2 protein-coding genes and 1 pseudogene are annotated in these 24,863 nt (G+C 68.9%); all 3 read left to right on the plus strand.

Annotated features, from left to right (window positions below):
* Positions 1-33: 33 nt before the first annotated feature.
* The 3 genes and pseudogenes from AB0L21_RS17120 to AB0L21_RS17130 all read left to right on the plus strand — a co-directional run bounded on the left by AB0L21_RS17120 (position 34) and on the right by AB0L21_RS17130 (position 24,631).
* The gene (locus AB0L21_RS17120) at positions 34-23,442 is read left to right on the plus strand and encodes a toxin glutamine deamidase domain-containing protein (RefSeq protein WP_365784785.1); all 23,409 of its coding nucleotides are present in this window, start codon (positions 34-36) and stop codon (positions 23,440-23,442) included.
* A gap of 103 nt (positions 23,443-23,545) precedes the next feature.
* A complete protein-coding gene (locus tag AB0L21_RS17125; protein WP_365784787.1) occupies positions 23,546-24,085 on the plus strand; it encodes a winged helix-turn-helix domain-containing protein in 540 nt (179 codons plus the stop codon).
* Positions 24,082-24,631: pseudogene (locus AB0L21_RS17130) on the plus strand (transposase). Before AB0L21_RS17125 ends, AB0L21_RS17130 begins: the two are co-directional and overlap by 4 nt.
* The last annotated feature ends 232 nt before the right edge of the window (positions 24,632-24,863 follow it).

Consider the following 24,863-nt stretch of genomic DNA (forward strand, 5'->3'; position numbering starts at 1 on the left):
ACCGTCCACGAACGATCCCGACTGGTAAGTGCCATGGCGATTGAAGTAACTCCGCAGCTGAACGTGCTGATGTACATCCTGGTTGGCGATCCGTTCCTGCAGGCCAACGAGGACGGTGCGGCGCGGTCTGCGGGGGCTTTCGAGCAGCACGCGGGAGACGTCCGGAAGCTGGCGGATCTGATCGATGAGTCGGTGCTGGGGACAGCGCGTGCGCTGCCTCCGAATGTGGGGCGCGCGTACCGGCGGGCGATGCAGGCGCTGCATGACGACGGTGGCGTGAACCATCTGCGTGCTTTCGCGGATCATCTGGACACGGTGGCTGCCGGCCGTCGTGACATGTCGACGAACATCGCGTTGTCGAAGTGGGAGCTGATCGCGGAGCTGGTGCGGACGCTGATCGACCTATGGGTGTCAGCGCTGCTGGCGGCTTTCACGGGCGGTGCGACGGCGGCGCGGTCCGCGGAGGTGATGGCGCGCAGCCGGGTGAAGCTCTTGCTCGTTCTGGATGCACTGGCGTCAAGGGTCCAGCATGTGATGGGCGGTCTGACGGGGGCCGCTGATGAGGCCTTCCAGGCACTGATGGTCCGGTTGGCGGCGATGGTGTTCATGCCGCGGGATCGTCGTCCCAGAGGGATCGACTGGGGGAACATCGCGCAAGAGGCAGCGTTCGGCGCGGTCAACGGGATGGTGGCCGGCGGGCTCGGCGCACTGACGCACCTGGGCCATGGTCCGGTTCGGAACGTGTTCAAGGGCGACGGCTTCGACGGGTTCCGAGATCTGCCGGCAGAGGGTGTGGTCCGAAACAGCGGGGGTGTTCCCGCCCGGGGGGCCGGTGCCGGTGCCGGCCGTGGGACCGGCACCGGCGGGGTGGTGGCCGGCTTCGGCGGAGCGGTGGGCCAGGCCGGTGAGATGTTCGCTGTTGGCGGTATCTCGGAGGCGGTTGCAGGCGTGGTGGTGCCGCTGTGGTTCGACGGGGCCGCGGTGTGGGACTGGACCACGTTGTGGAGCGCGGGTACGAGTTCCATGGTCGGGGAGGGTGCGGAACGGGGCGCGGAGAGGTTCGGCGCCGGCATCCGCAACACCTTCGTCAACCCGGTCGCCATGCCGGATGCGTCGGTGGGCGGTGCGGACGAAGAACGTGCTCGTGGCGGTGCAGCTCGCCCCGAGGGGAGCCACCCCTTGGTACCGGGAGCCACCGGCACGGTCGCCGGTGCGGCCATCCCTCGCGTCGATCCCGCCACGGTCGCCGTCGGCGAAACGGGAATCGAGACCGGGATACGGAACGTCGTCCCGGAGTCCCTGGCGGGAACTTCGGGCGCCCCTCGTGCGTCGGTCCCTCGAGGCACTGGTGCTGCGGCGGGTGTCAGCCCGGCAGCCACCGGCATGTCGTCGGACGGCACGAACCCGGAACCCCACGCGACCACCCCCGCGGAGGGCGATGCCGTGACCCCGCCCTCCGCCGCGAATGGCCGCGCACCCGCCGGCACCTCTACCGGGGCGACCCAGCTCCGCACGACGGGCGGCCTGGCCCCCACGTCCCCCGGCCGTCCTGCGGCTACCGGCACTCCGGCCGACAGTCCGAACCCGCACCCGCGAGACGAACTCCACGCCGCCACCCCGGCGGAGGACGATGCGGTGGCCCCGCCCTCCGCCGCGACGGACCACGCACCCGTTGGCACCTCGACCGGTGCGGACCCGGTCCGCACGCCGGCTCCCGCGGCCCTTGGCGTGTCGGCCGGCACGCCCGCCGACATCCGGACCGGTACCCCGCACCCGGTGCCCCCCGGCGTCCCTGCCCCGGCAGTCCCAGCAGCCTCCGGCACGCAGGCCGATGCCCCCGAGGGCACGGGTACCGCCACTCCCCGCACAGCAGGATCCGGGGCTCTGGCCGGCACCCCCGCCGGCACCCGCACCTCGGTGAGCGGCGACGGCGCCCCGCGCCCCGCGACCACCCCGGCATCCGCAGCCAACGCAGCCACGCCAACGAGCCCGGGATCCACGCCCACCACCCCGGTACGCACCCTCGGCGGCCAGACCCCCGCATCCGCCGCATCTGGCCGGGGCGACGACCTCGACACCGACGAGGCCACCGGGGTCACCGAGGCCTCTGAGGAGGCCCTGGCCCCGACCCGTACGACGAGCTTCGCGGACGCCACCACGAACGAGGCGACGAGCTCCGCGGACTGGACGACCGGCACCTCCGCCGGCACCTTCTCCGACACCATCGTCACGGTAACTCCTCCCACACACCAAGGCGTTGAGGCCATCAGCGGGCGGATCGGGGAGACCCCGCTCACCTCGCTTACCGCCTCCGCCACGACCCCGGCGGCGCGTCCCGAGCTGACAGAGGAGCAGCGCGTACGCCTGCGCCATGCGCCCCTGGCCGACGCCCTTGTGACCAAGAGCGAACTCGACAGCCTCGGCATCCGCTACGGCACGGAGGCGGACGTTGCCTGGCAGGTCACCCCTCAGGCCGCGCTGCCGATCGGGACGGCGGGCCTGAGCGACGCGGATCTCGTCCGCCTGCTCCTCGACCGCCCCGAGATCGACCCCCCTCTCGCCCGCGACCTCGCCCGTGACTCCGGACCGCACAACAGCGTCCCGACGACCTCCGCCCCGGACGACCTGGCGACCGATGCGTGGTCCGTGGCCGATGAGCCGTTCGCCACTGGGCCGGTGACCGAGGGGTATCCGTCGTGGGCCGACCTCGCGAGCCGCGACAAGCAGAACGAGCGGCAGAGGTCTCTTCCCACTTCCGGGACGGACACCCCCGGTCCGTCGCGGGATCGTCGCGCCAAGTCCGAGGAGTCCCAGGCACCTGGCTCGGACCACGAGGACGTGGGCGCACTGTCGGCCCCACGGCGCGGCGAGTTGAGGTCCTTGGACAGCACCGTTCCCACCACGGCCCCGGCTCGCCTTGAAACCGGTGACACACCGCCTCCGGAGAGCGCTGCCGGAACGGACGTCGCGGTGGACGGGGCCGAGGGCAGAGCGATCGGCCCTGAGCAGGACCAGAAACAAGGCCGGTCGGCGGGTGAGTCGATGGCCGGGCGCAAGCGTGCTCGCGAAGAGCCGGCCGGGCAGACGGAAGGTCTCGCCGAAACTGGCGATGACCGAGAAGCCGGGCCCGGCCCGAGGATGGATTCGCGGGAGGACGGTCCGTTGAAGCGGGCGCGGACGTGGTCTTACGAGAACACTGAGGCGGTGTTGCGTGATCGCGGGCTTGTCCCGCCCACCCGGGCTCAGTACGAGGCTCTCGACAGCTACGTGCGGGCCGCCGGTGACGGGAGACAGCTTGAGTTGACGCCGGAGCTCTTGCGGTTGGTCAACCCGCACAGCCGCAGTGTGGACGGCGGGGAGCTGTTGGTGTGTCTGGAGGCGACGGAGGCGCTCCGAGACACCTTCTTCGGGCGTCCCCGTCCGGCGGGACAGCCGCAGACGTCCCGTGCGGAACAGTCGCCCGGCTGGACCTTGTTCAAGCGTCATGGTGCTCCGGTTGTTCACGGACCTTCCGAACTCGGCGTGGATGCGCTGCTGGCGCGGGTGCGCGAGGCAGGCCCGGGGACCTTCTCCACCGTGCTGTTCGGGCGCGAGGGCGAGGACGGGCACGCTCTGGCCCTGGTACACACCGCGGCGGGAATCGTCTGGGCCGACGCCACGACCCATCGAGTATGGGCGGGCGAAGACGGACAGTTGCCGGGAGAGTGGGCGCGGGGACGCATGGTGTGGGCGGCTACGTCCGGTCCCGACGAGGTGGATCTGGGCGGTCGGACGGACCAGCGCCTGTTTGACGCGGACGGAAACCGCTTCGGGATGCCTTTCGGTAAAAGGCATGCCAGTCATAGCAGCAACGATCCCAATCGGGGGGAGGGTTCTTCCCGGCAGGGCGGCTTCGGAGGCGCGGGCGGCAGGGGTGCGGCGAGTGACAGTTGGTTGATCATGCAGCCGGGATATGCCTCCGGCGACCAGTTCGCCGTCGCTGCCGCGCTGGTTCACGACCCGAACCTGCACGTCCTCATCGCCCGCGGGCCCAGGCCCGGCTTCCCCGGCCACGACCCGCTCCTTGACAAGTCGGCGGGCATTGCCGACTTCTACCGCAGCACCGGCATCAGCCGGCACCGCATCCACTTCGTGGATGTGGCGAGCCCCGGGAAGGAGTTTGCCTGGCCGGCTCTGAGGCAGGAGGGCCGCCGCATCATCGAGCAGGAATGGGGATTCCCGCGCGGGCAGTGGCGTGAAGACCAACATCTGCTGGGGGTGACGGACGCCACCAACTACATCGCGGAGGTCTTCTCCTCGAACCTGCGTGCCTCCCTGCGGGAGGCCTGGGGGCTGAGGCCCGACCACGACCGGGAGATCCGAGCCTGGTTGGAGAGCCGGGGCATCCACCTGCCCAACTCGCGCGGACATGTGCTGGTGCTTTGGGCCCGTTTCACCGGAAAGGGATACAGCTGGTCCACTTTGCGTGGGCGGATGGAGCACGACACCAGTTTTCAGGGGGTGCGGCAACTCCTGAGAGTCGCCGCCCGGGCGTACGACGCGGTGATCATCACTGGCGACCAGCATCCCAACCAGCGGGAGCACAGTGGGAAGTGGGACCAGGTGGTCGCGCAGATGCGTGGCGAGCTGGGCGTGGCCAACATCCACCAGATCACGGGCTTCTGGAAGGGCAGCGATCCGCTGTTGGCCGCTTGGGGTGGAGGGACGCGCACCGGACAGTTCAGGGTGTACGACTACCTTGACCGGCATCACAGGCTGAGACACCTGGGTTTCCGCTCCGGCAACCTGGAGGCCATGGCGCTGATCGGCCACCGAGTCCGCTACCTGGAGGAGTCGAATGCCGACGGTGGCAACCGCATGCTCCAGTGGCGCGACAGGGGAAGCGGCCGAACAGGGAAGGGAGGCAAGGCTCCCGGCTATGAGCGCCTCCTGATAGCGGAGCCGGTGACCGCCTCGGGACGCTACTCCAAGGAGTTGCAGGACAAGTACGGGCAGGGAGCCTTCAATCCAATCTTGCCCGGGGCCCGGTGGCCCAAGCCGGTCGAGGTCTATGGTATGGACCGCGGATTCACCTACGCAGACCTGGAGGACATCCGCGATTACTTGGGAGTGCGGCCGCCATCCGACCCGATGAGGGACCGGCTGAGGTTCGAGCGGGACCGCTTCGAGTACTTCAAGCGGAAGTACACCCCGATCGGCGATGCTCTGCGGTGGTATGCCCAGGCCCTGCCGGATGACGACTACAAGCGCGGACTCGTCGCGGCCGTGAAGTGGGCCGACCAGTACTTCAGCATGAAGCCGGAGACGTATCCCGGCGGGGCCGACCAGTTGGCTTCCGATCTCACGTACGAAGTCATTCCCCAGTTGCGGCACATCTGGCGCTACTACCGCCAGCTCACCGAGTGGTATGAATCCAGGCAACAGAACCAGCAGCCGTCGTCGCACAACGCATCGGGCTCCGGGAGCCGAGGACAGGGGCGCGGCGGAGGCAGCCGGCGGTTGGGGGGACAGACCGCGGGTGGGGCGGACTCTCGTGGCGCCGCGGTTTTCGCACGCTCTGACACGGCGTCACTTATGCGGGGCGGCGAGGCCCCCTTCGGTGTGCGGATCGTGTCCGCCGATGCCGGTCAGGCGTTGCCCCTGAAGTACGAGTGGCTGGACCGGGTCAACCCGTATCGCGAGCAGGGCGGCGAGTTCACGACCAACTGTGTGTTGACGGCCATCGCCGTTGACATGTCGTTGGCGGATCCGGACGGTGCGACGTATCAGGCGCCCCCCTCGGATCTGGGTGTGCAGGGTCGGCCGGATGGTGAGGTCTCAGGTCTGCGGAACTATCTGGCCAATTACCGGGACCGGGACCCGGATCCGGTGGCTGGTCCGGCGGACGTCGTCAAGGCGATGTCCCAGGCGCCGCTGGGTGCGCGGGGCATGGTGGTCGTTGAAGACGACGACGGTGAACTCGCCCATGTGATCAACGTCATGCGCGACGACAACGGTGTTGTCTTCCTGGACGGGCAGGCAGGTGCCCTCGCCCCGGTGCCATCCCACGCGGTCTCCTTCCTGCCGACCACGGACGGCATTCCCGGATTCCCTTTGCTGCGGGAGACCGATGCGGGTGAGCCCATGACGAGGCGGGCCCCTCTCGGGGCGCCATTGGGCGGCTTGCGGGAGAACCCGACGGCCGTGTCGTCGGTCGCGGACCGCCGGTACGCGACGGAGCTGGCGCGGCTCCTGGGAACCCGCCCCTCGGTGGACGTCCAGGCCGTACTGACCGTTCTCGGCCGCAGGAGGTCTACACCGCAACTGCTGACGCCCACCTCGCTGGACAACGCCCTGCGTGCCGACAGTGGCCGCACCCTGACGGAGCTGGCGAACCGTGCCCTGCAGCGCCGCGCTCTGTCCCCATCGGACCACGAGACCATCCTCGTTGAGGCAGGGCTGCGGGCGGGTACCTCAGTCCTCGGACGGGACCGGTGGGCGGCCTCGCTGATCGTGGACGTGGGGCAGAGGTCTCACGTGGTCCAGGCGGCACGGCGGCTGCACGACGGGAACCTCGACACCGTACTCGCGGACCTCATGGCCCTCGACCGCGACATGCGCCGCATATGGGCGATCGCCAAGGCATGGCAGAGGCAGTACGGGACCGACATCCGCCGGGAACTGCCGGCCAAGTGGGCCGAGGCCGCTGGGCGGATCGGGTTCCTGCTTGGCCACACGAGCTCCGAACCGGTGCCGATGAAGCAGGTCGAACAGTGGTTCGAGCGGTTGAGTGAGACTCACCTCCTCCACTCGCAGTTCGGCTGGGTGCCCGTCACCACGAAGCACCCCGAGAGCGGTGGCGCGACGCGGGCGCATCTGTGGGCACTGCAGCTCCTAAGGTGGGGTGCGAAGCCCCGCAAGGTGATCGTTGGCAGTGCCCTGGGAATCCGGATCGCCTCGGCCCACGCCGAAGGAGCCCGGAAGGGCCGCGCCGGGACCGTCTCGTGGTTCGAGCACATCGCTCCCACTGTGGACGCCGTGAGGGAGTCCGGCGAGGTCGTCACGGTGGTCATGGACCCGATGCTGGCCGGGCGACCCCTAACCGTGCCCGAATGGCTCAACCGCATGCAGGGTCCGAACGGGGGATACACGTGGCTGGAACATTCCCTGGCGGACATCCACCGCCTCATGGAGAGCTGGTACGCGGAGGATCCGAAGCGCTGGGAACGTTCGGGTAGCGACTTGTACCCGAAGTACTACCTGGCCATGCTGACCGACGGCTATGCGACGAACTTCCCCAAGCCGCAGATGCCTGTCGCCACCTCCTGGGAGGACGCGGACAGAGGTTTCCGCAGCGCCGAGACGGAGCTCCTCGAGCACTTCCTCAAGGCCCAGGAGAGATCGTTGGCGCGGAAGTTGTGGAGCGATCTCGAGAAGCTTCTTACCACGCCCGTAGCGCCGACCCTGGCGTTGCAGCGGCTGGCCAGCAGGGTGGATAAATCCGCACCCGCGCCCGACTATCTACATCGGCATCCCGAACTCGACCGGGCGGTCCGGGACGTTCTGGGCCCCCTGTATCGGGACTTCGCCGCCATCGTCCGTCGGCCAAAGACCACCACGCCACCGGCGGCGCCTGCCCCAGCCACCTCGAACCCGGAGCCGCGCCGAGGCCGCTCCCACTCCGTCGTCCCAGGCGACGCGGTTGCATCCCTGGTGGCGGTGGCGACCGACCCGCACACTCGGTCGGGGCGAGGACGTTCCGGCTCCCTAGTACCCCTGGGCCACGCACCGTTGGGGCATGCCCCCGTGGTGCCCACGGTCACCGGTTTTCGGGCGGATCCAGCCCGGAAACGCTCGCGGTCCCGATCCATCCTGAATCGGGCGAGTAACCTGACGTCCGCCATCGGCACCGCATTTGCCGCGGGGATGGCCTCGATGGCCAGCCTGTCAACGGTGCTGTCCCAGCCACAGTCCGAGTCTCGATCCCGGCCCCGCTCTAGTTCTCGCACGGGACGTATCCACGACCCCGCGTCCACGCGCTGGGTGCCCGGCTTCGTATTCCCTGAGGACCCGGGCCCGTTGGGGCCCGACGACCGGCGGGGTCGCGGTGACAGCTCCAACCGTTGGAAGGCATCGGCAACCTGGGAGTCTGTGTCGTTCCCCTCCTCCCCGGCCGGTACTGCCGAGGCCGCTGCGCCTGTCCGGGACCTCTCGGCCTTGGCGGAACTGCGGGAGATCGCCGTGCCAGTCAGGATCGAAACCAGCCGATATGAACCGCTGCCCTTCGACACACCACGGCGTGACCGCCTGCCCGGTGAGCCTGCGCTGTCCGGGGCATTGCTGCCCGACGGATCCCGTCGGCACACCCTGCCCGGGACGATGAGCACCATCCGGTACGACCTGCGCCGCTTCCAGCTCGCGACGGGCGAATGGGTCTCCGACTTCACCGTGCGGCTGAGTCTGGAAGCAGGAACCGGAACCGCGGAGGCAGACCTCCGCTTCCTGATCGGACGCCTGGCCGACGCGGTCCTGGAGCGGATCAACAGCACTCCGGGCTTCAGCCTGCCCAATAAGGACTTGTTCCACCTGAACCTAGAGTTCGGCGACGCCACGGACGCGCACCACACAGTCCGCGTCCACCATGAGCGGGGCAGGACCACGACCCGTGACTGGTACACGCTTAGCGACTCGGGCGTGCCGCTCACCACCTACCAACTGTTGCACGAGGTTCTGCACTTCATAGGCCTCCCGGATCGCTACGAGGATGAGGGCACCGTCTTCCGGAATTCGGCGAAGTCGACGGCCGTCCGTGCCAACGGCTCTCTCACTGTCGGCCCGCCGGTCGACGGTGCGCCGGTTCTCAGCGCCGAGGATCTGGCTGTCATCGCCGCCACCGCACGCGCGGGCGGACCGGAGGTCCGCGACTGGCGCCACCCTCTGGCCCCGCCGTCCTCCACGACCCCGCCGCCGACCCAGTGGGAAGCCGCGCACGATCCCGTACGGGACGCGGAACCGGACACCGTGCAGGGCGCCGCCGATCCGGCGGTCAGCATCGGTCCCCGTGACACGGATGGGTGGATCGCGGAACTGAACTTCCGGGCAGCCCACTTCACGCCGCCGAACCTGGAGGACCGACCGTCCCACTTCCCGAGGACCCGGGCCGACGCGTGGAACCGCTTCCTGGCCTCCCACGAACACCATCGCGACCTGGCGGACGCCCTGTCCGAGGAACAGGCCAGCGCCGACCGCCCGGTCACGTCGCTCCTGAGCCCGGCGGTGGCGGCAGAGGCCGCAGCCCGGGCCCGGGTCGAGGTCGACGCCGCCGGCCTGTGGGAATGGGGACACCCGTCCCCCGACGACCTGATGGCCGACTACCGCATCTGGCGACTAGCCGGTGCAGACGGAGTCGCGGATACCGACACGGTGAGCGACGCCGACGCCAACGAGGCCGCCGAAGCGGCCGGACCCGCGGACGCGGGTTCCGGTGCGCCGACCGCGCTTCCGCAAGGCCCCGACAAGGGCAAGAGAAAGAGCAAGGCACTTCCGGGCGAGGACGCCGAGTCGTCGGCTGCAGACATCGACGACGTCACAGAGGACCAGGCTCTTGAAGCACTGACGAACGCTCGGAACACCCTGTTCATGGCGGATGCCAGGAGGGCGGCGGCGGAGGAGAACTACTTGGCCGGCACAAGCACCTCGGCACAGACCGCGGAGGATGCCTGGGCACAAGCCTACGCGGAGTGGTCCGAGGCGGATCTGGCCGTCGAGCTGGCGGAACAGCAGTGGTACCGAGTGACCGGCGGTGCGCCGCTTCCGGTTGTCCGGCCGGTCGACGAGGCGGAGGCTGGTCTCCCTGGCGCCGCACCCGGCGCGCGGGCGACGAACAGGCTGCTCGGTGTCCAGCATGTGCCTTCGGCCAGCCACATGGTTACCCCACTGCCTGACGACATGCTCATTGCCAATGAAACGGTCACCGCGATGGGCGGCCGAGTCAGCCGGGCTCTCATCCCTACGGGGCAGGATCTGATGGTGGCCCGCTGGGTGAGCGACCCGGAAACAGCCCACGGATGGCCGTCCCGGAAGGGACGGCCAGGGTATGCAGGGGACCTGGAGGTGCAGCGCAGTGTGCTGGCTCACGCGCTACAGCGAGCCGGTGACAATGGGGCACTCCGGCAGGTACTGCTCCAGCAGCAGGCGTCACTGGAGGAGAACAGGCAAGTTCTGCGGCTGCTGGAAGATCGGGGCAGTGCCCTGAGGAAGCTGCGACCTCCCCAGCTGGCGGCTCTTGTCATGATTGAACGACGAAGCCACCGAAGCCGCGAGCAGGATTTGCGGGACGCCGCCGCGCGGCTGATGTCGGCCGGCTGGGGAGCCCCCTATCTCCGGGCTTTCGGTCAGGTCTCCGGCCTGATCCACGCGGTCGAGGAACATCTACGCAATAACATGGCGCTGGTGGTCAATGTTCCCCTGGCTACCCCAGCGGTGCTGGAGTCGATGCTCAGCGACCCGAAGATCATGCTCCGCAATCAGTGGCAGATTGGCGCTCGCAGCATGCAGGACGCCGAGCGCTTCTTCCTCCGGGCACAAAGCATGGGTGCTTTCGAATTCCGTGGCCTCACCGAGGAGATGCTCGGCTATCCGGCGTCCCTTAAGCGGGGGTCAGTGCAGACGGAGGACTCGAGTTTCCTAGTATTCGCCCCGGACCAGCAAGACCTTGCCGATCTGCCGCGCTACGCCGGCCTCACTACGCGCTACAAGGTCCAAGGCCAGCGGCGGTTCGGCTCGGTTGTCTTCCACCTGAAGCGGAAGGTCATGCGTCGGTCCACGTTCGCCCAGGCGGACACTATTCGGTACGGTCACCAGGTCACCGCCAGGGCTACGGGATACAGCAACCTGCTCCCGCTGCTGAGCAGCCCGCTGGACGGCGTTCTGCGCCTGGCGTATGCCGAGGCGACCGGCTTCCGGTTCGACCCCGAACTTCTCCACCACGTCAACAACGGCAATCTCACCAACGTGGTGCAGGACTACTTCGAAGTGCAGTTGCACGGAGACATGACCTGGTCCGATCTGGACCGAGTGGTGCTCTTCCCGAGCGCCACGCCGGGCGATGTGCCGCCTGCCGAACTGAAGCGGAGGCTGGAGGCGTTCGGTCAGCGTCACGGCCTTTCCTTCACCGTGGAACTGGCCGCCGGGCCCCGCGAACCAGCATGGCCGATGCTGGCGCTGGCGCATCATCCGGACTTCGGAACCGGCACGCCGACGGTCGGCGGGGGGCCCACCACTTCCGGATGGCTGGACACGTCCGGCTGGAAACGCATCGGGCAGCAGCTGGGATCGAACCCGGGTGGCGTGTACGAGGATGCACGCGGACGCCGCTTCTATCTGAAGAGGTCGCCTTCGCCCCTTCACGCCCAGAGCGAGGTGCTGGCCGCACGGCTGTACGAGCTGGCCGGTGTACCGGTCGCCCGTATGCGGCTGGCGTTGGTGGATGGCGTGGCGGGGACCGCATCCGAATGGCTTTCGGGCGCGCAGCATGATGTGGGGAAGCAGCTGAGCAACCTGCGGTACCTGGACCTCGTCCGCCAGGGCTTCGCGGTGGATGCCTGGCTGGCGAACTGGGATGTCGCGGGGCAGAATTTCGCCAACCTCGCGACCGTGAACGGCGTGCCGGTGCGCATCGACACCGGTGGCGCCCTGCTGTTCCGTGCGCGCGGGGAGCGGAAGGGTGAGGCGTTCGGTTCCAAGGTCGGCGAGTGGCAAAGCCTCCGGGATCATGCCACGAATCCCACGTCCGCAGCTCTTTTCGCGGCCATGACGCAGGACCAGTTGGCCCGCTCGGTGCAGCGAGTGCTCGATCTCCGACCGGCGGATATCGATGCGAGGGTAGATTCCATCGGCTTCTCCGAGGCTGATGCCGCGCTACTGAAGCGGCGGTTGCGGAAGCGTCAGGCGCACCTGGCCCGGTTGCTCGACGAGACGACAGCCGCAGGCCGATCACATCGAAAGGGTATGAAAGTCGGTGCGTCCGCTTCTGGCGCGGTGGACGTACGACCTTCTGTCGACTACGGCCTCGTTCCCGGGAAGGGCGTCGATACAACCTCCGGTGTGGACGTGGCGGCCCATGGCCCGGTGGCGGCGGCCGGCGAGGTCGTTACCGACCGGTGGCGGACGTTGCGCGACCAGCCGTATACCGACCCGTTCCTGATCACCGAGAGCGCGAACGGGCTCCGGGGACTGGTCCGCCCTCCTATGTCCGGCGAACGGACCGGCGTCGGGTATGCATGGTCGTGGCATGAGGGGAAAGCTGGCCGGCCGCCGCTGTTGTCGCTGGTCCGCCGTATCCACCTGACCGCAGGCGAAGGGGCTACGGAGGCGGACCTGGACCTGCTGCGCAGCGGCCTGGTTCAGGGTCTCGATGAGTTCGTCAACAGGCGGGGCCACCAGCTTCCCGCCCTGCAGCCGGACGTGAGGCAGTCGGGGGGCGCTACGACGGCGGGACCGGTGCTGCATGTCGGGGTGGAGTTCGTCACCGACCCGGCGGCCGCCCACGACGTGGTCGAGGTCTGCCCCGGGCTGCCGGCCGACGGGAACGGCATGAACCAGGGGACCTGGTTCGCCGACGCGCATCCGCTCGCCTTCGTCCATGAGTTCGTGCACGGCCTGGGAGTGCACGACGACCGGGACGGTGAGCACGACTTCAGTCTCATGGGCCGGTTGCACGGCGACGACCCGGAAGCGTTCGCCCTCACCCAGGACCATCTGCGTCAGATCGCCGATGTCTACGCCCCGTACGCCCATGGCACGCCCCTGGCCGGAAGCTCATCCGGTGAGATCGGCAACAACCAGATGGCAGTGAGCCCGCTCACCGAGTCGCTCGCACACGGATTCACATCGGCAGCGCCCGCCGTGGGCTGGTCTGCCGATGACTTGAGGTCGGCAGTCTCCCGGGAACTGCGGAGGCTGGGTTGGCCCAAGGGCGAGGTGACCGAGGACGCTGTGCATGAGGCCTACCAGCAGCTTCCGGACGTCTTCAAGTCGGGTCCGCTTCGCCAGGTCGCCGACCATGTGGCCTCAATGGTGGTTAACAAGCAGCCGATGAGGCTTGCGGGCGCCGGAATCTTCTCCTTCTTCAAGAACAGGAGGAAGAAAGCCGAGCGGTTCAAGATCACCCCATTCCGCGTGGAGGATCTGACGGCAACTCCCGGGGCTGGCGGCAGTGGGATGTCCGTGGCCACGGGGCCGGTTGCTCCGTTGACGGTGCGGCCTAAGGAGCCCCGGCCGGCGGGTGGGGCGCCGTCTGCCGGTGAATTTCCAGGGCACCTCGTCCCGTCGCGGGGGAATACGATGGTGCCTCCCCCATCCACGTCGCCCGTGAGGCCGCGGGTGAGGCCGGGTTCCGTAATGGAGTACATCCTTCGTCCGGGACGAAACGTCGTAGTGGACGGTCTGCTTCCGAAAGTGCTTCAGCATGTCCCTGCCGCCACCACCCGGCCGACCACGGACGAGGTGTTGAGGACGGCTCTGCCGGTTGCGGTCGTCGCGATTCCGCAGAGAAAGCTGATCCTCGGTCGTCGCGGAATGCTCAGGTACCGATCTGAGGACGGACTCCTCTTCCGGTGGGAGACAAGGGCCTGGCGTGCGGGGGGCTACCAGGAAGTCTTTGAAAAGGGATTTGAACCGAGAAACCCCCGCCGTGTTCCGAGCATCGCCGACTACCAGAGGGACAACCTTCCATCGTGCTTCGTCAGCACGACCCGTTCGGAGACAGCCCAGTACGACGGGTGGGGCACGGATTTCCGTTATCTGATCGATGCTCCCGGAGGCATCGATGTGACCGGCTCCATGACCAATGAGGTTCTGTCCAACGAACGAGAGATCGCCTTCCCCGGCGGTATTCGGCGAGAGTTCATCGTTGGTGTGGAGATCGTGAACGGTGCCCGTCTCAACCCGACGACGGGCGGTTACGAGCGCTCGGTGACGTTCGTGCCCAACCCGTACTACAACCCGGAGCACCGCATACCCCCATCGGACCGGCAGGCTTCGGGCTCGCGGTACGACCTGGGAAGCGTGGACCCAGACGCCGGAGTTGCCGCAGCGGAAGGTGAGGACCTTCGGCCCTCACCGGGCACCAACGTTCGCGATAGCGATCAGACCGTCCTCGACAGGGCCGAGATGGAAAGCGGTTGGCGATTCGCCGGCGAGGGGATGGCCACGCCCTTCGGCACGGTGGACGGCGCCGACGCTTCCGCGACGGATGCGGACCGGGCGGGGCTGGGCGCTTGGAGCCAGAAGGCCGCATTCTCTTTCGCCGAGGGCACGCGCGAGCTCTCTGACCTTGACCAGGACCTGCTGGACGACTTGGCCGGGGAGGTGGCTGCCGCAGGGTTGCGAAACGCTAGGGCTGGGCTGCAGCTGCCGGTGGTGCGGATCTCGGCTGGTGGCAATGGGTCGGTGCTGTCCGGTCAGGAGCAGAGTGCGCGCGAGGTCGGCCGGGTGCGTCTCAGGTATCTGGAAGCTTCGTTCCGCAGTCGGCTCGGGCACCACCTTGCCGCGCTGCAGGGCGCCTCGGCCGGGCAACCGGGAGCACTGACCGCCGGGCAATTCGCTGTCGTGCCGGAGAATCGGGGCCGTGCTCTGCCACCCGGAACGGAGGGGCTAGGGAACGACCGCGAACTTCGGCGCCGCGCATTCATCACTGCCGAGATCCCCTCGGATGCGACGTCGGCCGTGTCGGCCGGACCGATATCGTCCGGTGTGCGCGTGGTGTCTGCCGATGCCGGCGGGGTGCTGCCGAAGGAATATGAGTGGCTGAAATCCGTCAACCCGTTCCGGGCGCGGGGGGGCGAGTTCGTGACGAACTGTGTGCTGACGTCCATCGCTGTCGATATGACGTTGGCGGATCCGGACGGCGCGGTATATCAGGCTCCGCCCTCGCAAATGGGGACGCTGAGCCAGCCGTCGGGTGAGGTTTCAGGTCTGCGCAACTCTCTAGCCAACTATCTCGACCGGGTTCCCGATCCGGTGGATGGTCCGGCGGCGGTCGTAGAGGCGATGTCCCGGGCGCCGCTGGGTGCACGGGGAATGGTGGTCTTCGGGAAGAAGGGCAGCGGGACAGCACATGTGATCAACGTGGTGCACACTGATCGCGGCGTTGTTTTCCTGGACGGGCAGTACGGTGTCCTCGCCCCCTTGCCGAACAACGCGAAGTTCTTCCTGCCGACCACGGATGGCATCCCCGGATTCCCGCTGCGCCGTCAGCCCGGGACGAGTGAGTTCCTGGGGCGGAACGCCCAGTTCGGGGCGCTTGGTGCCGGGGACGCCACCGCTGTCGAGGCGGCCGTTCCGGACGCGAGCGCTTCAGGTTCGGCTTCATCGGAACTCGTTGTACCGGAGCCGACAGCACCGGAGAGTGAGGAGCAGCCGGACACTGCCACGGCGCAGCTGCCCAGTGCGGACCGGCTCTTGCTGACATCGGCCCCCGCACGGGAGTCCAGGTTCGTACCAGATCCCGTGCCTGCGCCCCGCTCGGCGCGTGTGGTCCCCGAGGCTCCCAAGATCCCTGACTCCGTCGGTCAGACGGGTGCCGAGCGCGGCGAGAGCGCTGTCGACAACACCGACGCGGGCGCAACCTCGGCGGATATGAAATCGGCGGACGCCAAGTCGGCGGACACGGACTTCGACGCGGTGCTGGACCGGCACCGGCCGGCAAGGGTCGACGCGACCATGCCGCCACCCGCACCGCTGGCCGGACCGGTGAGGTTCGACGACGGCACACAGCTCCCCGAATGGCTCACCAGTACCGCTGAAACGACCTACGGCACATCCCTGCCCGTCCTGCGGGGGATCGACGGGGTCGTGGCGCACATCGTCGAAAGAGCGGAGATTCCGGAAGGGGAGGAGCGGCAGCGCATCGCTGCCGAGCTCAAGAAGGCGCTGGGGAACGCCCCGCGCCGGTTCGGCGGCGATGGCTGGGAGTCCTCGCCCTTCACCGTGGCCGACAAGACGCGCCGCATCCTGCACGTCGTCACACGCCCGCATCACAACTGGGAAAGGTTCACCGGACCGGCCGCCGCGGCGAAGCTGCAGGACGGCCAGAGCAGCCAGACCAGCACCGGCGCGACCCGGACCCTGTCGAGAACCCGCCAGATCGCGCCGGCCGTGGTGCTCGGTCCACTCGGTGCCGCCGCCGTCGGGTTCGGCCGTCTGGGCTTCGCGTTCGCCCGCACCCGCGGCTACGAGTTCAACCTGACCGACCAGAATGTCAGTCAGATCGAGATGAGTACGACCGACAAGGCGGGTCTGCACCTGACGGACGTCCAGTACGACGTCGAGGTACGCAGGTACTCCAAGCGCCGCCGCCCGTGGCACCGCGGCCTCATCCCCGGGCTCCGCAGGGAGTTCCCCTGGGGCGTTCCCACGTTGTCCGGCTTCACCTTCGGCGTCCGTCACGGCCTCTCGGTGCGTCTCACCGACGGCATGATGACCCGCGACGAGCGCGATACCCTCGGCCCGAAGGAAATAAGGCTCGGCCCATCGGCCGACTACCGCATGGTGCGGACCGAAGGCGTGCTGTCCGTGAAATCCCTGCGGCGCGACGCGATCGAGGCCATCGACGCCCAGCCTGGCAGCACCGCCTACGCGCAGATCTCGGAGTTCTTCACCAGCGAGTCCTTCCAGCAGCACGCGGAACGGCTTCACCACGGGCCCGTGACAGGGCCACCACTGTTCCGGGATGACTCCAGCCGCACCCCCATCGGCGCCTTCGTCGTGGAGCGCATGGTGCCGCTGCGCGCACGGCTGTTGTCGGAGACCGAAGCGGCCGAGCTGAGCAACGCCGTGCAGCAGACGGTCAAGAACGAGCGAACGCTCAGCGTCGCCAACAGCCAGGAGATCAATGCCACGGCCGGACCGAGTAGTACTTTCGGTCTGGACCTCCTGGGGCTGGACAGCTGGGCCGCTCGTGTGATGGTGGGCCTGTTCGGCAGGATCAGTCGCTCCACCACGCACAACATGGGCTTCGGCGGTTCCGGGGCCCGGAAGTCGACCGCGAGTGTCAAGGACGTGCCGACCGTCCTCTACGAGGTGGAGAAGCAGGTCGTCGTGCGCTGGACCGGCAGCGGCGAAGCGAAGACGTACACGGTACGGACCCTTGACCGGATGCCCCGTTACGAAGCGCGCCGCCTGGCGGGCTGGGATGACGGTACGGGGCTGCGCAAGGACGCGGATGCCGTCCCGCAGGCCCCGGTGTACCTCACCAAGGACGAACCGCCGATGCTCGGCGCAAGCCGGGTCGAGGCTTTCAGCTGGGACGACGGCGGGCATGTGCGTCCATTGCCCGAGCGGGCCGGACGGCCGGCCGCGGGTGCCATGGCGGCGCACACCCCGAGTCCGGGCACCGGCGCGGAGCCGTACCAGCGCACCCTGCTGGAGGGTTTCACCGACCAGGTCCTCAGAGCGCTCGCGCAGCGCTATCCCCACACCGTCGCGCCCCTGGAGGAGCTCGGCAACCCGGACGACAAGCGGTGGCACGGCAAGCAGCACTACCTGATGGTGCTGCAGAACACACTCAGGGTCATCGGGGCCCTGAGTCACCACAGCGTGGCCGGGAACCTGGAGGCGCTGATCACCACCGGCATCCGGATCCCCCTGGTGGAACCCCGGCTGCTGAGCCGCGCCCATCGGTACGTGTGGATCGACGCCCGCATGGTCAATCGCAGGTACGAGGGGACCCAGAGCGAGCCGAAGCTGAAGCATGGCATTTCCGGCAGCGAGAAGCTGGACGGGTCGCGCACCGCGGAGCGGGCCACAGAGGAGGCCATCGAGTTCAGCCTGATGGTGCGGAGCCCGCTCGTTTCGAAGGTCGCGCCCAATGCGGGCACGCTCGGCGCGGGGCCTCGCTGGGGCCAGCAGCGGTCGGACAAGACGGGCTATGGGGGCAGCGCGTCCTTCGAGACGTCATCGACCGGTAAGGCCCCCCATCTGTACCGGTACGACCTCCTGCTGTCCGCGCAGGTCGGCGGTTACTCCCGGCCGCGCAGCCTGTGGCGGGGCGCCGGCACCCTCGGCGTGCTGGGACTCCAGTTCTTCGTGCGGAGCAAGCCCCCGGAGGCGCTGGTCGGGGGAGAGGCCGGGGAACCGGTGAGAGGGCAGGTCCTGATCTCGGTGCCCGGTGAGCACACGCCGCCGACGAGGAAGACGGGAATGGAAGCGGACGCGGATGCGTCGCCCGCGGACGTTCGGGAACCGATGGTTACGCGGAAGGAGACACTGGACGCGGATACGGCCGGTGCCCTCGCCAGGGGAGGCGAACTCGTGCCCCGGACTCCGGGCGGCCGGAGTGGCGGACCGTCGCACGCGCAGCCGTCCCCCGACGTCCGGCCGTTCGGCGGCCAGCACTACCTGAGCATCGGACTCGCCGCACACCGGGACCTCGGGGAAGCGGTGGAGGCCGTCATGTCCGAGGCAGCCCATGGCTCCTGGCACTTCACCCAGCTCGGCGCCCCGGCCCGGGACACGATCGATCGCGCCGTCCTTCCGCACTTCCTGAGCGCGGGGATCGACCTCACCACCAGTGCCGCGGGCCTCCGCCTCACCGGCCTCTTCGGACAGGGCTCGTATCTGGACCGGCTGGGCACATTGATCCAGCGGGTGCGGCTGCAGGGGGTCAAGGTGGTGTCGGAGCCGATCGTCCTGGACATGGACCAGCAGGTTTCGGCTGTTGTGCAGGCATCCGGAGGAGTGACCAAGGGCTCGTCGTTCGCGTTCGTCGGCCAGGGGGCGTACACGCGCGCACAGGGGCCCGGGGCACGGCCGGTCATGGGCACCTATGCCTTGACCTGGAGGACCGGCAGCCGGAAGAGCCGTACGTCCAACGTGACACGCAGTGTGAGCATCGAGCACGGCCAGGGGGACAAGAACCGTAAGTACCTGATCAGCGCCGACGCCCAGCACCAACTGCTGGCCAGCGCGGGCAACCGCTGGCACGGCGTGCTCCTGACCATTCCCAACGGCTGGCTCGGTGCAGTACCCGAACGGGTCGCCCACCGCCTGAAACTGGTCGACGACGGCGTCGGCGACGTTCCGCTCTACACCGAGCGGCCGTGGAGCCCTCCTGCCTGGGCAGGGGGAGTGCCGTTCCACGCCTTCCCCGTGGGCACGCTCGACGCCTCGCAGGCGCTCGGCGCCTTTGACGAGAAACTCGCCGCGCTGGGGGTCGACGAAGCCGAGCGGAATCGCGTGCGCAACCTGGCGAGCCCGCGGGCCCTTCGGTCGATGCGTGAGCAGATGACCGCGGCGGGAGTCGCGGTGCGAGCCCGCGCGGACTGGCTGAGCGTGCGGTTCCCCTACGATGTGCTGACCCTGCGCATCGGGGGCCGGACCGTGCCGGTGCGCGTCCAACTCGTCGCCGGAGAACCGGTCTTCGACGGCCTCGGACACAGCGTCGACCTCAGCGACAACCGGACCGCCAGCGAGACCGTGGACGCGTCGGTGACGACCAGTCGGTCGAAGGGGCTCGGCATGTCGGTGCGCGAGGGCCTGTCGACCGGCAACTCGGTGGTGGGGACGGCCAGTGTCGCCTACACGGAATCGGGCAACAGCCAGCTGAGTACGACCACCTCCAAGTCGGAGGAGAGGTCGGACGGCCAGAGTCTCTCCCTCGACGAGCCGCACGCCGAGTTCCTCACCCCGTACCGGCTGAGGCTCACCATCGGCATCGAAGGTGTTCCGCCGGTGGAGGAAGACATCGGCGAACTGCGCGAGCGGGTGCCTTTGAGCGTGGTGGTGCCCAAGGCCCACCGAGCGCCCGCCCAGCACGCCGAGGAGGAAACCGGATCCACGGGGCAGGACCCGCTGGAAACGACGTCACCGCCACGGCCCCCGCGCTCCGTGACCCTTTGGAGGAACCAGGTCACCGCGGAGGACGTCGTCAGGTGGCGTCAGGAACGCCCCGTACCTCCCGGGCTCACTGCCAGCACCTTCCAGCCGCGCCGGATTGTGGGACTCGAGAACATCAGGGACGCTTCCGAGATCGTGCTGGCCACTGCCTACGGAAGGGCGGCAGAGCGGGTGGGCGAACTGACCGACGACGTCCTCGACGCGGCGGTCGCGCAGGCCCGCAGCACAGTGCTGACTGTGCCCGGCATCGCCCCGTCGCTGGCCCGGGAGAACGCCATCAGTGATGCGGCTCTGTCCGGGTTCTTCATGGACGCCCTGGGCACGGACGGTTACGCGGTGCCGGGGCAGACCGACGACGCCCTGCTGGGGGACGTCCGCGCGGGGCACCGGTTCTGGGCGAGGCCGGACCTCACCCGTGCGCGACTGCTGGCCGTGGCTCCGTCGGCGACCATGAACAGCACCAGCAAGGTGTCGCAGGGGCAGGACACCACCGTCGCGCGCAGCGGAACGCACGACACCTCGCTCACCGTGGTTCCCACGGTGGCAGCGCCGGCCACGGGATCCATCGTGCCCGGCCCGTCGGGAACGCTGCTCAACAACACCGATGACGACGGCACGAAACTTGGGAGCAGCCCCTCATCCTCGACGGCCCTGAAGCAGCAGTCCTCCCGAGCGTTCCTGTTCGCCGTGCCGACCGACTGGCTCGGCGTCGCCGAGGTGAGTCACGCTCTGCGGGACAGCAAGGTCGGCGCCTATGTCCACCGGACGCTCGGGCCGTTCGGCAGGCTCAACCCGGGACAGCGCGGCGCCGAGACCCGGGCCTTCACCCTCGCGTGGATACGCGAGGACGCCGCCCGGGCCTGGGGGATGATCGATGACCGCAACTTCCCCAAGGCGGCAGCCGACGCATGGGACGCGGTCAAGGCGGCGGGTGATGCCTGGACCGAGGCGGACCGGGCCTACTGGGACAAGCGGCGTGGTTTCGGTGAGATCCGGGACGAACTTCGAGAACTGGCACGGCGGGTCGAAGCCGCGGACGAGGCCCGGGTGGAGTCCGCCCCTGCGGACGTACCGACCGGAGCGGAGCTCCTCCCGGCTGACGCTGGGGCCGCGGAGGAGGGCGCCTTCGGGGGGCCGGCGTCGACGGCGGAGGGTCCGGCCGGTGTCGCCGGTGGGAGCGACGCCGTATCGGCTGGTGCCGCCGATGCGGAAGGCGCCTTCGGGGGGCCGGCCGCCGCAGCAGAGGAAGCAACCGGCGTACCGGCCGTGACATCGGAAGGCGTCCGGCCGGAGGAGGCGCCGAACCCGGCGTCCGCGGCCGACGAACTCGCGGAGCTGGAAGCCCGGAGGGCGGCCAAGCAGGAAGAGCTGCGCAAGCTCGAAGAGGATCTCGTCCGGCTGAAGGAAGCCGCCGTGTACGCCGCCACCGAGTTCCACCGGGTGCGCTACGAGACCGACCGTCTGACCCGCTGGTACCAACTGGACCCGAAGGGGGCACAGGCCGGGAACGGCGGACTCCGCGACGGGGTGCCCAGGCCGCCCGCGGTGGTCTTCACGCCACCGGCGGGAGACACCGAGCCAGCCGTCGAGCATCCGCGCTTCACCGTCTCCGACGACGGCTCGGTCCTCATCTCCCCTGAGGGGCGGACCTTCGAGGTCCGCGACGTCCCGCAGGACGGCAACGGATTCTTCCACGCCCTCGACGAGGCGCTCATGGCGGCCGTCCCCGGACATTCCGGTCTCCCTGCGGGCAGTGCGCCCCACGAGCGGGCGGAAGAGCTGCGCCAGCTCCTGGCCCACAGGCTGGCCGACCCGGGAAACCAAGACCTCTGGGCCTTCGCGGTGGCCGACACGCTCGACACCTTCACCCCGGAGGAACTGGCCGACGCCGGAATCGTCCTGCCGCAAAGTTCGTCCGCCGAGCGCGAGTTCATGGACGCCCACCGGCTCTCCCCGTACCTCTCGCTCCCCGAGGACCAGCGCGGGCTTCTCGCCGCTGCCGCGCTGCGACGCTCGGGCGTGGTGTCGGGCAGGCCGCGCTGGAACCAGGGCGCAGCCGACCTGCTGCCCGTGCTCGCGGCACGGACTTTCGGCGTCCAGATCACCGTCGTCGGCGACGGGGGATTTTTCGCCGCCTTCCCGGCCGACGAAACCGGTACTCTCAGGGGCGAGCAGGGTGAACAGGGCGAAGGCCCGTCGGTGGTGCTCAGGATCGCCGATGAGCACTTCCAGGCGGCCCTGCCCCCGGGCACGCCGCCCGGCATCCGCACCACTGCCGTCGGCGGCGATGTGCAGTCGTCCGCCGCCCCGAAGCCCGTCACAGTGCCGGACCGTCCTGCCCATGACGAAGCGCCGTGGAAGAGGGCACGGGGCGCGGACGCCTGGAAAGCCTCAGACGACGGCAGCAGCATCACCGCCCCCGACGGAACGGTCCACGGGCTGCTTCCGCCGTCCGGCGCGGGCAACGGTTTCTGGCAGGCCCTGGAACAGGCCGTGCCGGCGCAGGACCGACGGTCCCCGCAGGCGATCCTGGCCGAGCGGACACCGCCGCCCGGCACGGTTCCCAACCGGCTCGTCGTCCTCACGCCGCAGCAGCTGAGTCCGTTCAGCGACGACCAGCGGTTCAAGGACGCCATGGCCGACCGCACGACGGCCTACGACCGGGAACTCACGGACGCCGAGCAGACCGCACTGATCCGCGCACAGCTGGCGGCGGGACACGGATGGAGCCCGGCACTGGCCCGGAGCGCCGCGGCCATCGCCGCCGAGGAATACCGCGCGCACATCACCGTGGTGCACGAGGACGGCACATCCGAGACGTACGGCCCCGACAGGGGGACGGCGGCGCACCGTGTCACCCTGTACCGGCGTGGCAGCGAGTACCTGCTCGTCCGTACTGCGGCCGCCGCCGCGCCGTCGGAGGAGACACCCGGGGCGCCGGCCGTCGTGTCCCAGGCCCCTGGGGCGGCACCACAGGGGGAGACCGCAGGGGCGCTTGCGGACGCACCGCTGCAGGAGGAAGGAGCCGGCGATCAGCTGCCCGGGGATCAGGGGCTCGCCGGCCCTGCGACCCCGCAACCTGTCACCGTGAGTGAGCCGACCGAGGCGCACGTGACTCCAGGTGTGCTTGAGTGGCACATGGACCCGGAGGTCCTGGCCGTACAGGTGACCCAGCGGGAGCTGGAAGGCTTGCGCCTCGGGGCCGAGGCCACCAGTTGGGTACAGATGATGGGCACGGTCACGGTGGGGGATCTCCGGTTGAGTCCCCAGGACACGCTCGAGCTGGCACGGAGTCACCCGGACCTCTTCCGCGGGGTAAAGGCAGTGCGGAACGGTCCGATGGGCGGCAGTACCACACCGGACCCGGGCGACATCCTCACTGCCGACGCCCCGGGGCGACCCGCTTTCCCGGCGGGATACGTCAAGTCACATCCCCTTGGACGGCTCACGCCGATCCTCGAAGAGCCCGAGCCTGATCCGGGGCTCGCCGACCCCGAGGCCGGTTCCGGATCTGGTTCTGGCCCCGATCCCAGTCCCGGCACCGGTAGCGGGCGGGTCGACCAGTAGTGCTTCGTCAGGTCCTGGGTCTGGTTTTGGTTCTGCTACTGACCTTTGCGGCGTGATGTCGTTGGGGGCTGACGATGGGTGATCGTTGCGATATGCCGGTTGTGTGAGATATCCGCAGGGTGGTGGGCTGACGCCGGAACGGCAGGCGTTTCGCGAGCGGATCCGGCTGGAGGCCGCGGACCGATTCGCTGCGGGTGCCTCCAACGTCGAGGTCGCCAAGGACTTACGGGTGAGTGTGCGCTCGGTGCAACGCTGGCGCCGGGCCTGGCACGACGCCGGCACCGAGGGGCTGCGGTCTGCCGGGCCTGTCTCACGGCCCAAACTGAGCGAGGCCCTGTTCACCGTGCTCGAGCAGGAGCTCGCCAAGGGGCCGGTCGCACACGGCTGGCCGGACCAGACGTGGACGCTGGAGCGGATCAAAACGCTGATCGGGCGCCGCTTCCACAAAAGCATGACGCTGTCGGCGATCGCGCGGATGCTGCACCGGCACGGTTTCAGCCACCAGGTCCCGGCCCGCCGAGCCATCGAGCGTGACGAGGAGGCCGTTGCGGGCTGGGTGAAGGAGACCTGGCCGCAGGTGGAAGGTCCGTGGCGGCGCTCGACGCGTGGCTGTGTTTCGAAGACGAAGCCGGCTTCTCGATGACGCCGCCCACCGCACGGACCTGGGCTCGGCGCGGACGCACACCCGTCATCCGGGTGAGGGGACGCTCCCAGCGCCGCTTCTCCGTCGCCGCTCTGGCCTGCTACAAGCAGGGGGAACGCTCACGCCTGATCTACCGGCCCAAACGGCATGTCGATCCCAAGCGCGGCGGCAGACGCAGTTTCACCTGGACCGACTACCGCGACCTGCTCATCGCCGCGCACCCAGCAGCTCGGCGCACCCATTGTGCTCGTGTGGGACAACCTCAACGTCCACAAGGACCGCCGACTGCGGGAGTTCATCGACACCCAGGACTGGATCACCTGCTACTTCCTGCCGGCCTACGCACCCGACCTCAACCCCGTCGAGGGCATCTGGTCACTGCTGCGGCGCAGCAGCCAGGTCAACACCGCCTTCACCGACCCTGACCACCTCATGGGCGCCCTCCGACACGGTCTCCGCCAGATCCAGTATCGCAGCAACCTCATCGACGGATGCCTCGCCGAAACCGGACTCACCTTGACGACATCACGGCGACAGCGTCAGTAGACGCGTCCGATCGGAGCGTCATACAGCGATAAGCGGCGACATGACCGGTATACAAGCTGGGCAAGGCATTGACCTCACCCTGAAACGGAGCGCTTTAGGTGAGACACGCACGAGTAAGAGGCCGACTGGCCGCTGCGACCGTCGGCGCGGCGCTGGCTGCGGGAACCGCCCTGCTCAGCGCCCCAACGGCCCACGCCCAACCCAACCCGCCCGTCCCGGTCTTCTACCCCCC

This window comes from Streptomyces sp. NPDC052721, from assembly GCF_040678315.1.
In the GTDB taxonomy this organism is placed as follows: Bacteria; Actinomycetota; Actinomycetes; order Streptomycetales; family Streptomycetaceae; genus Streptomyces.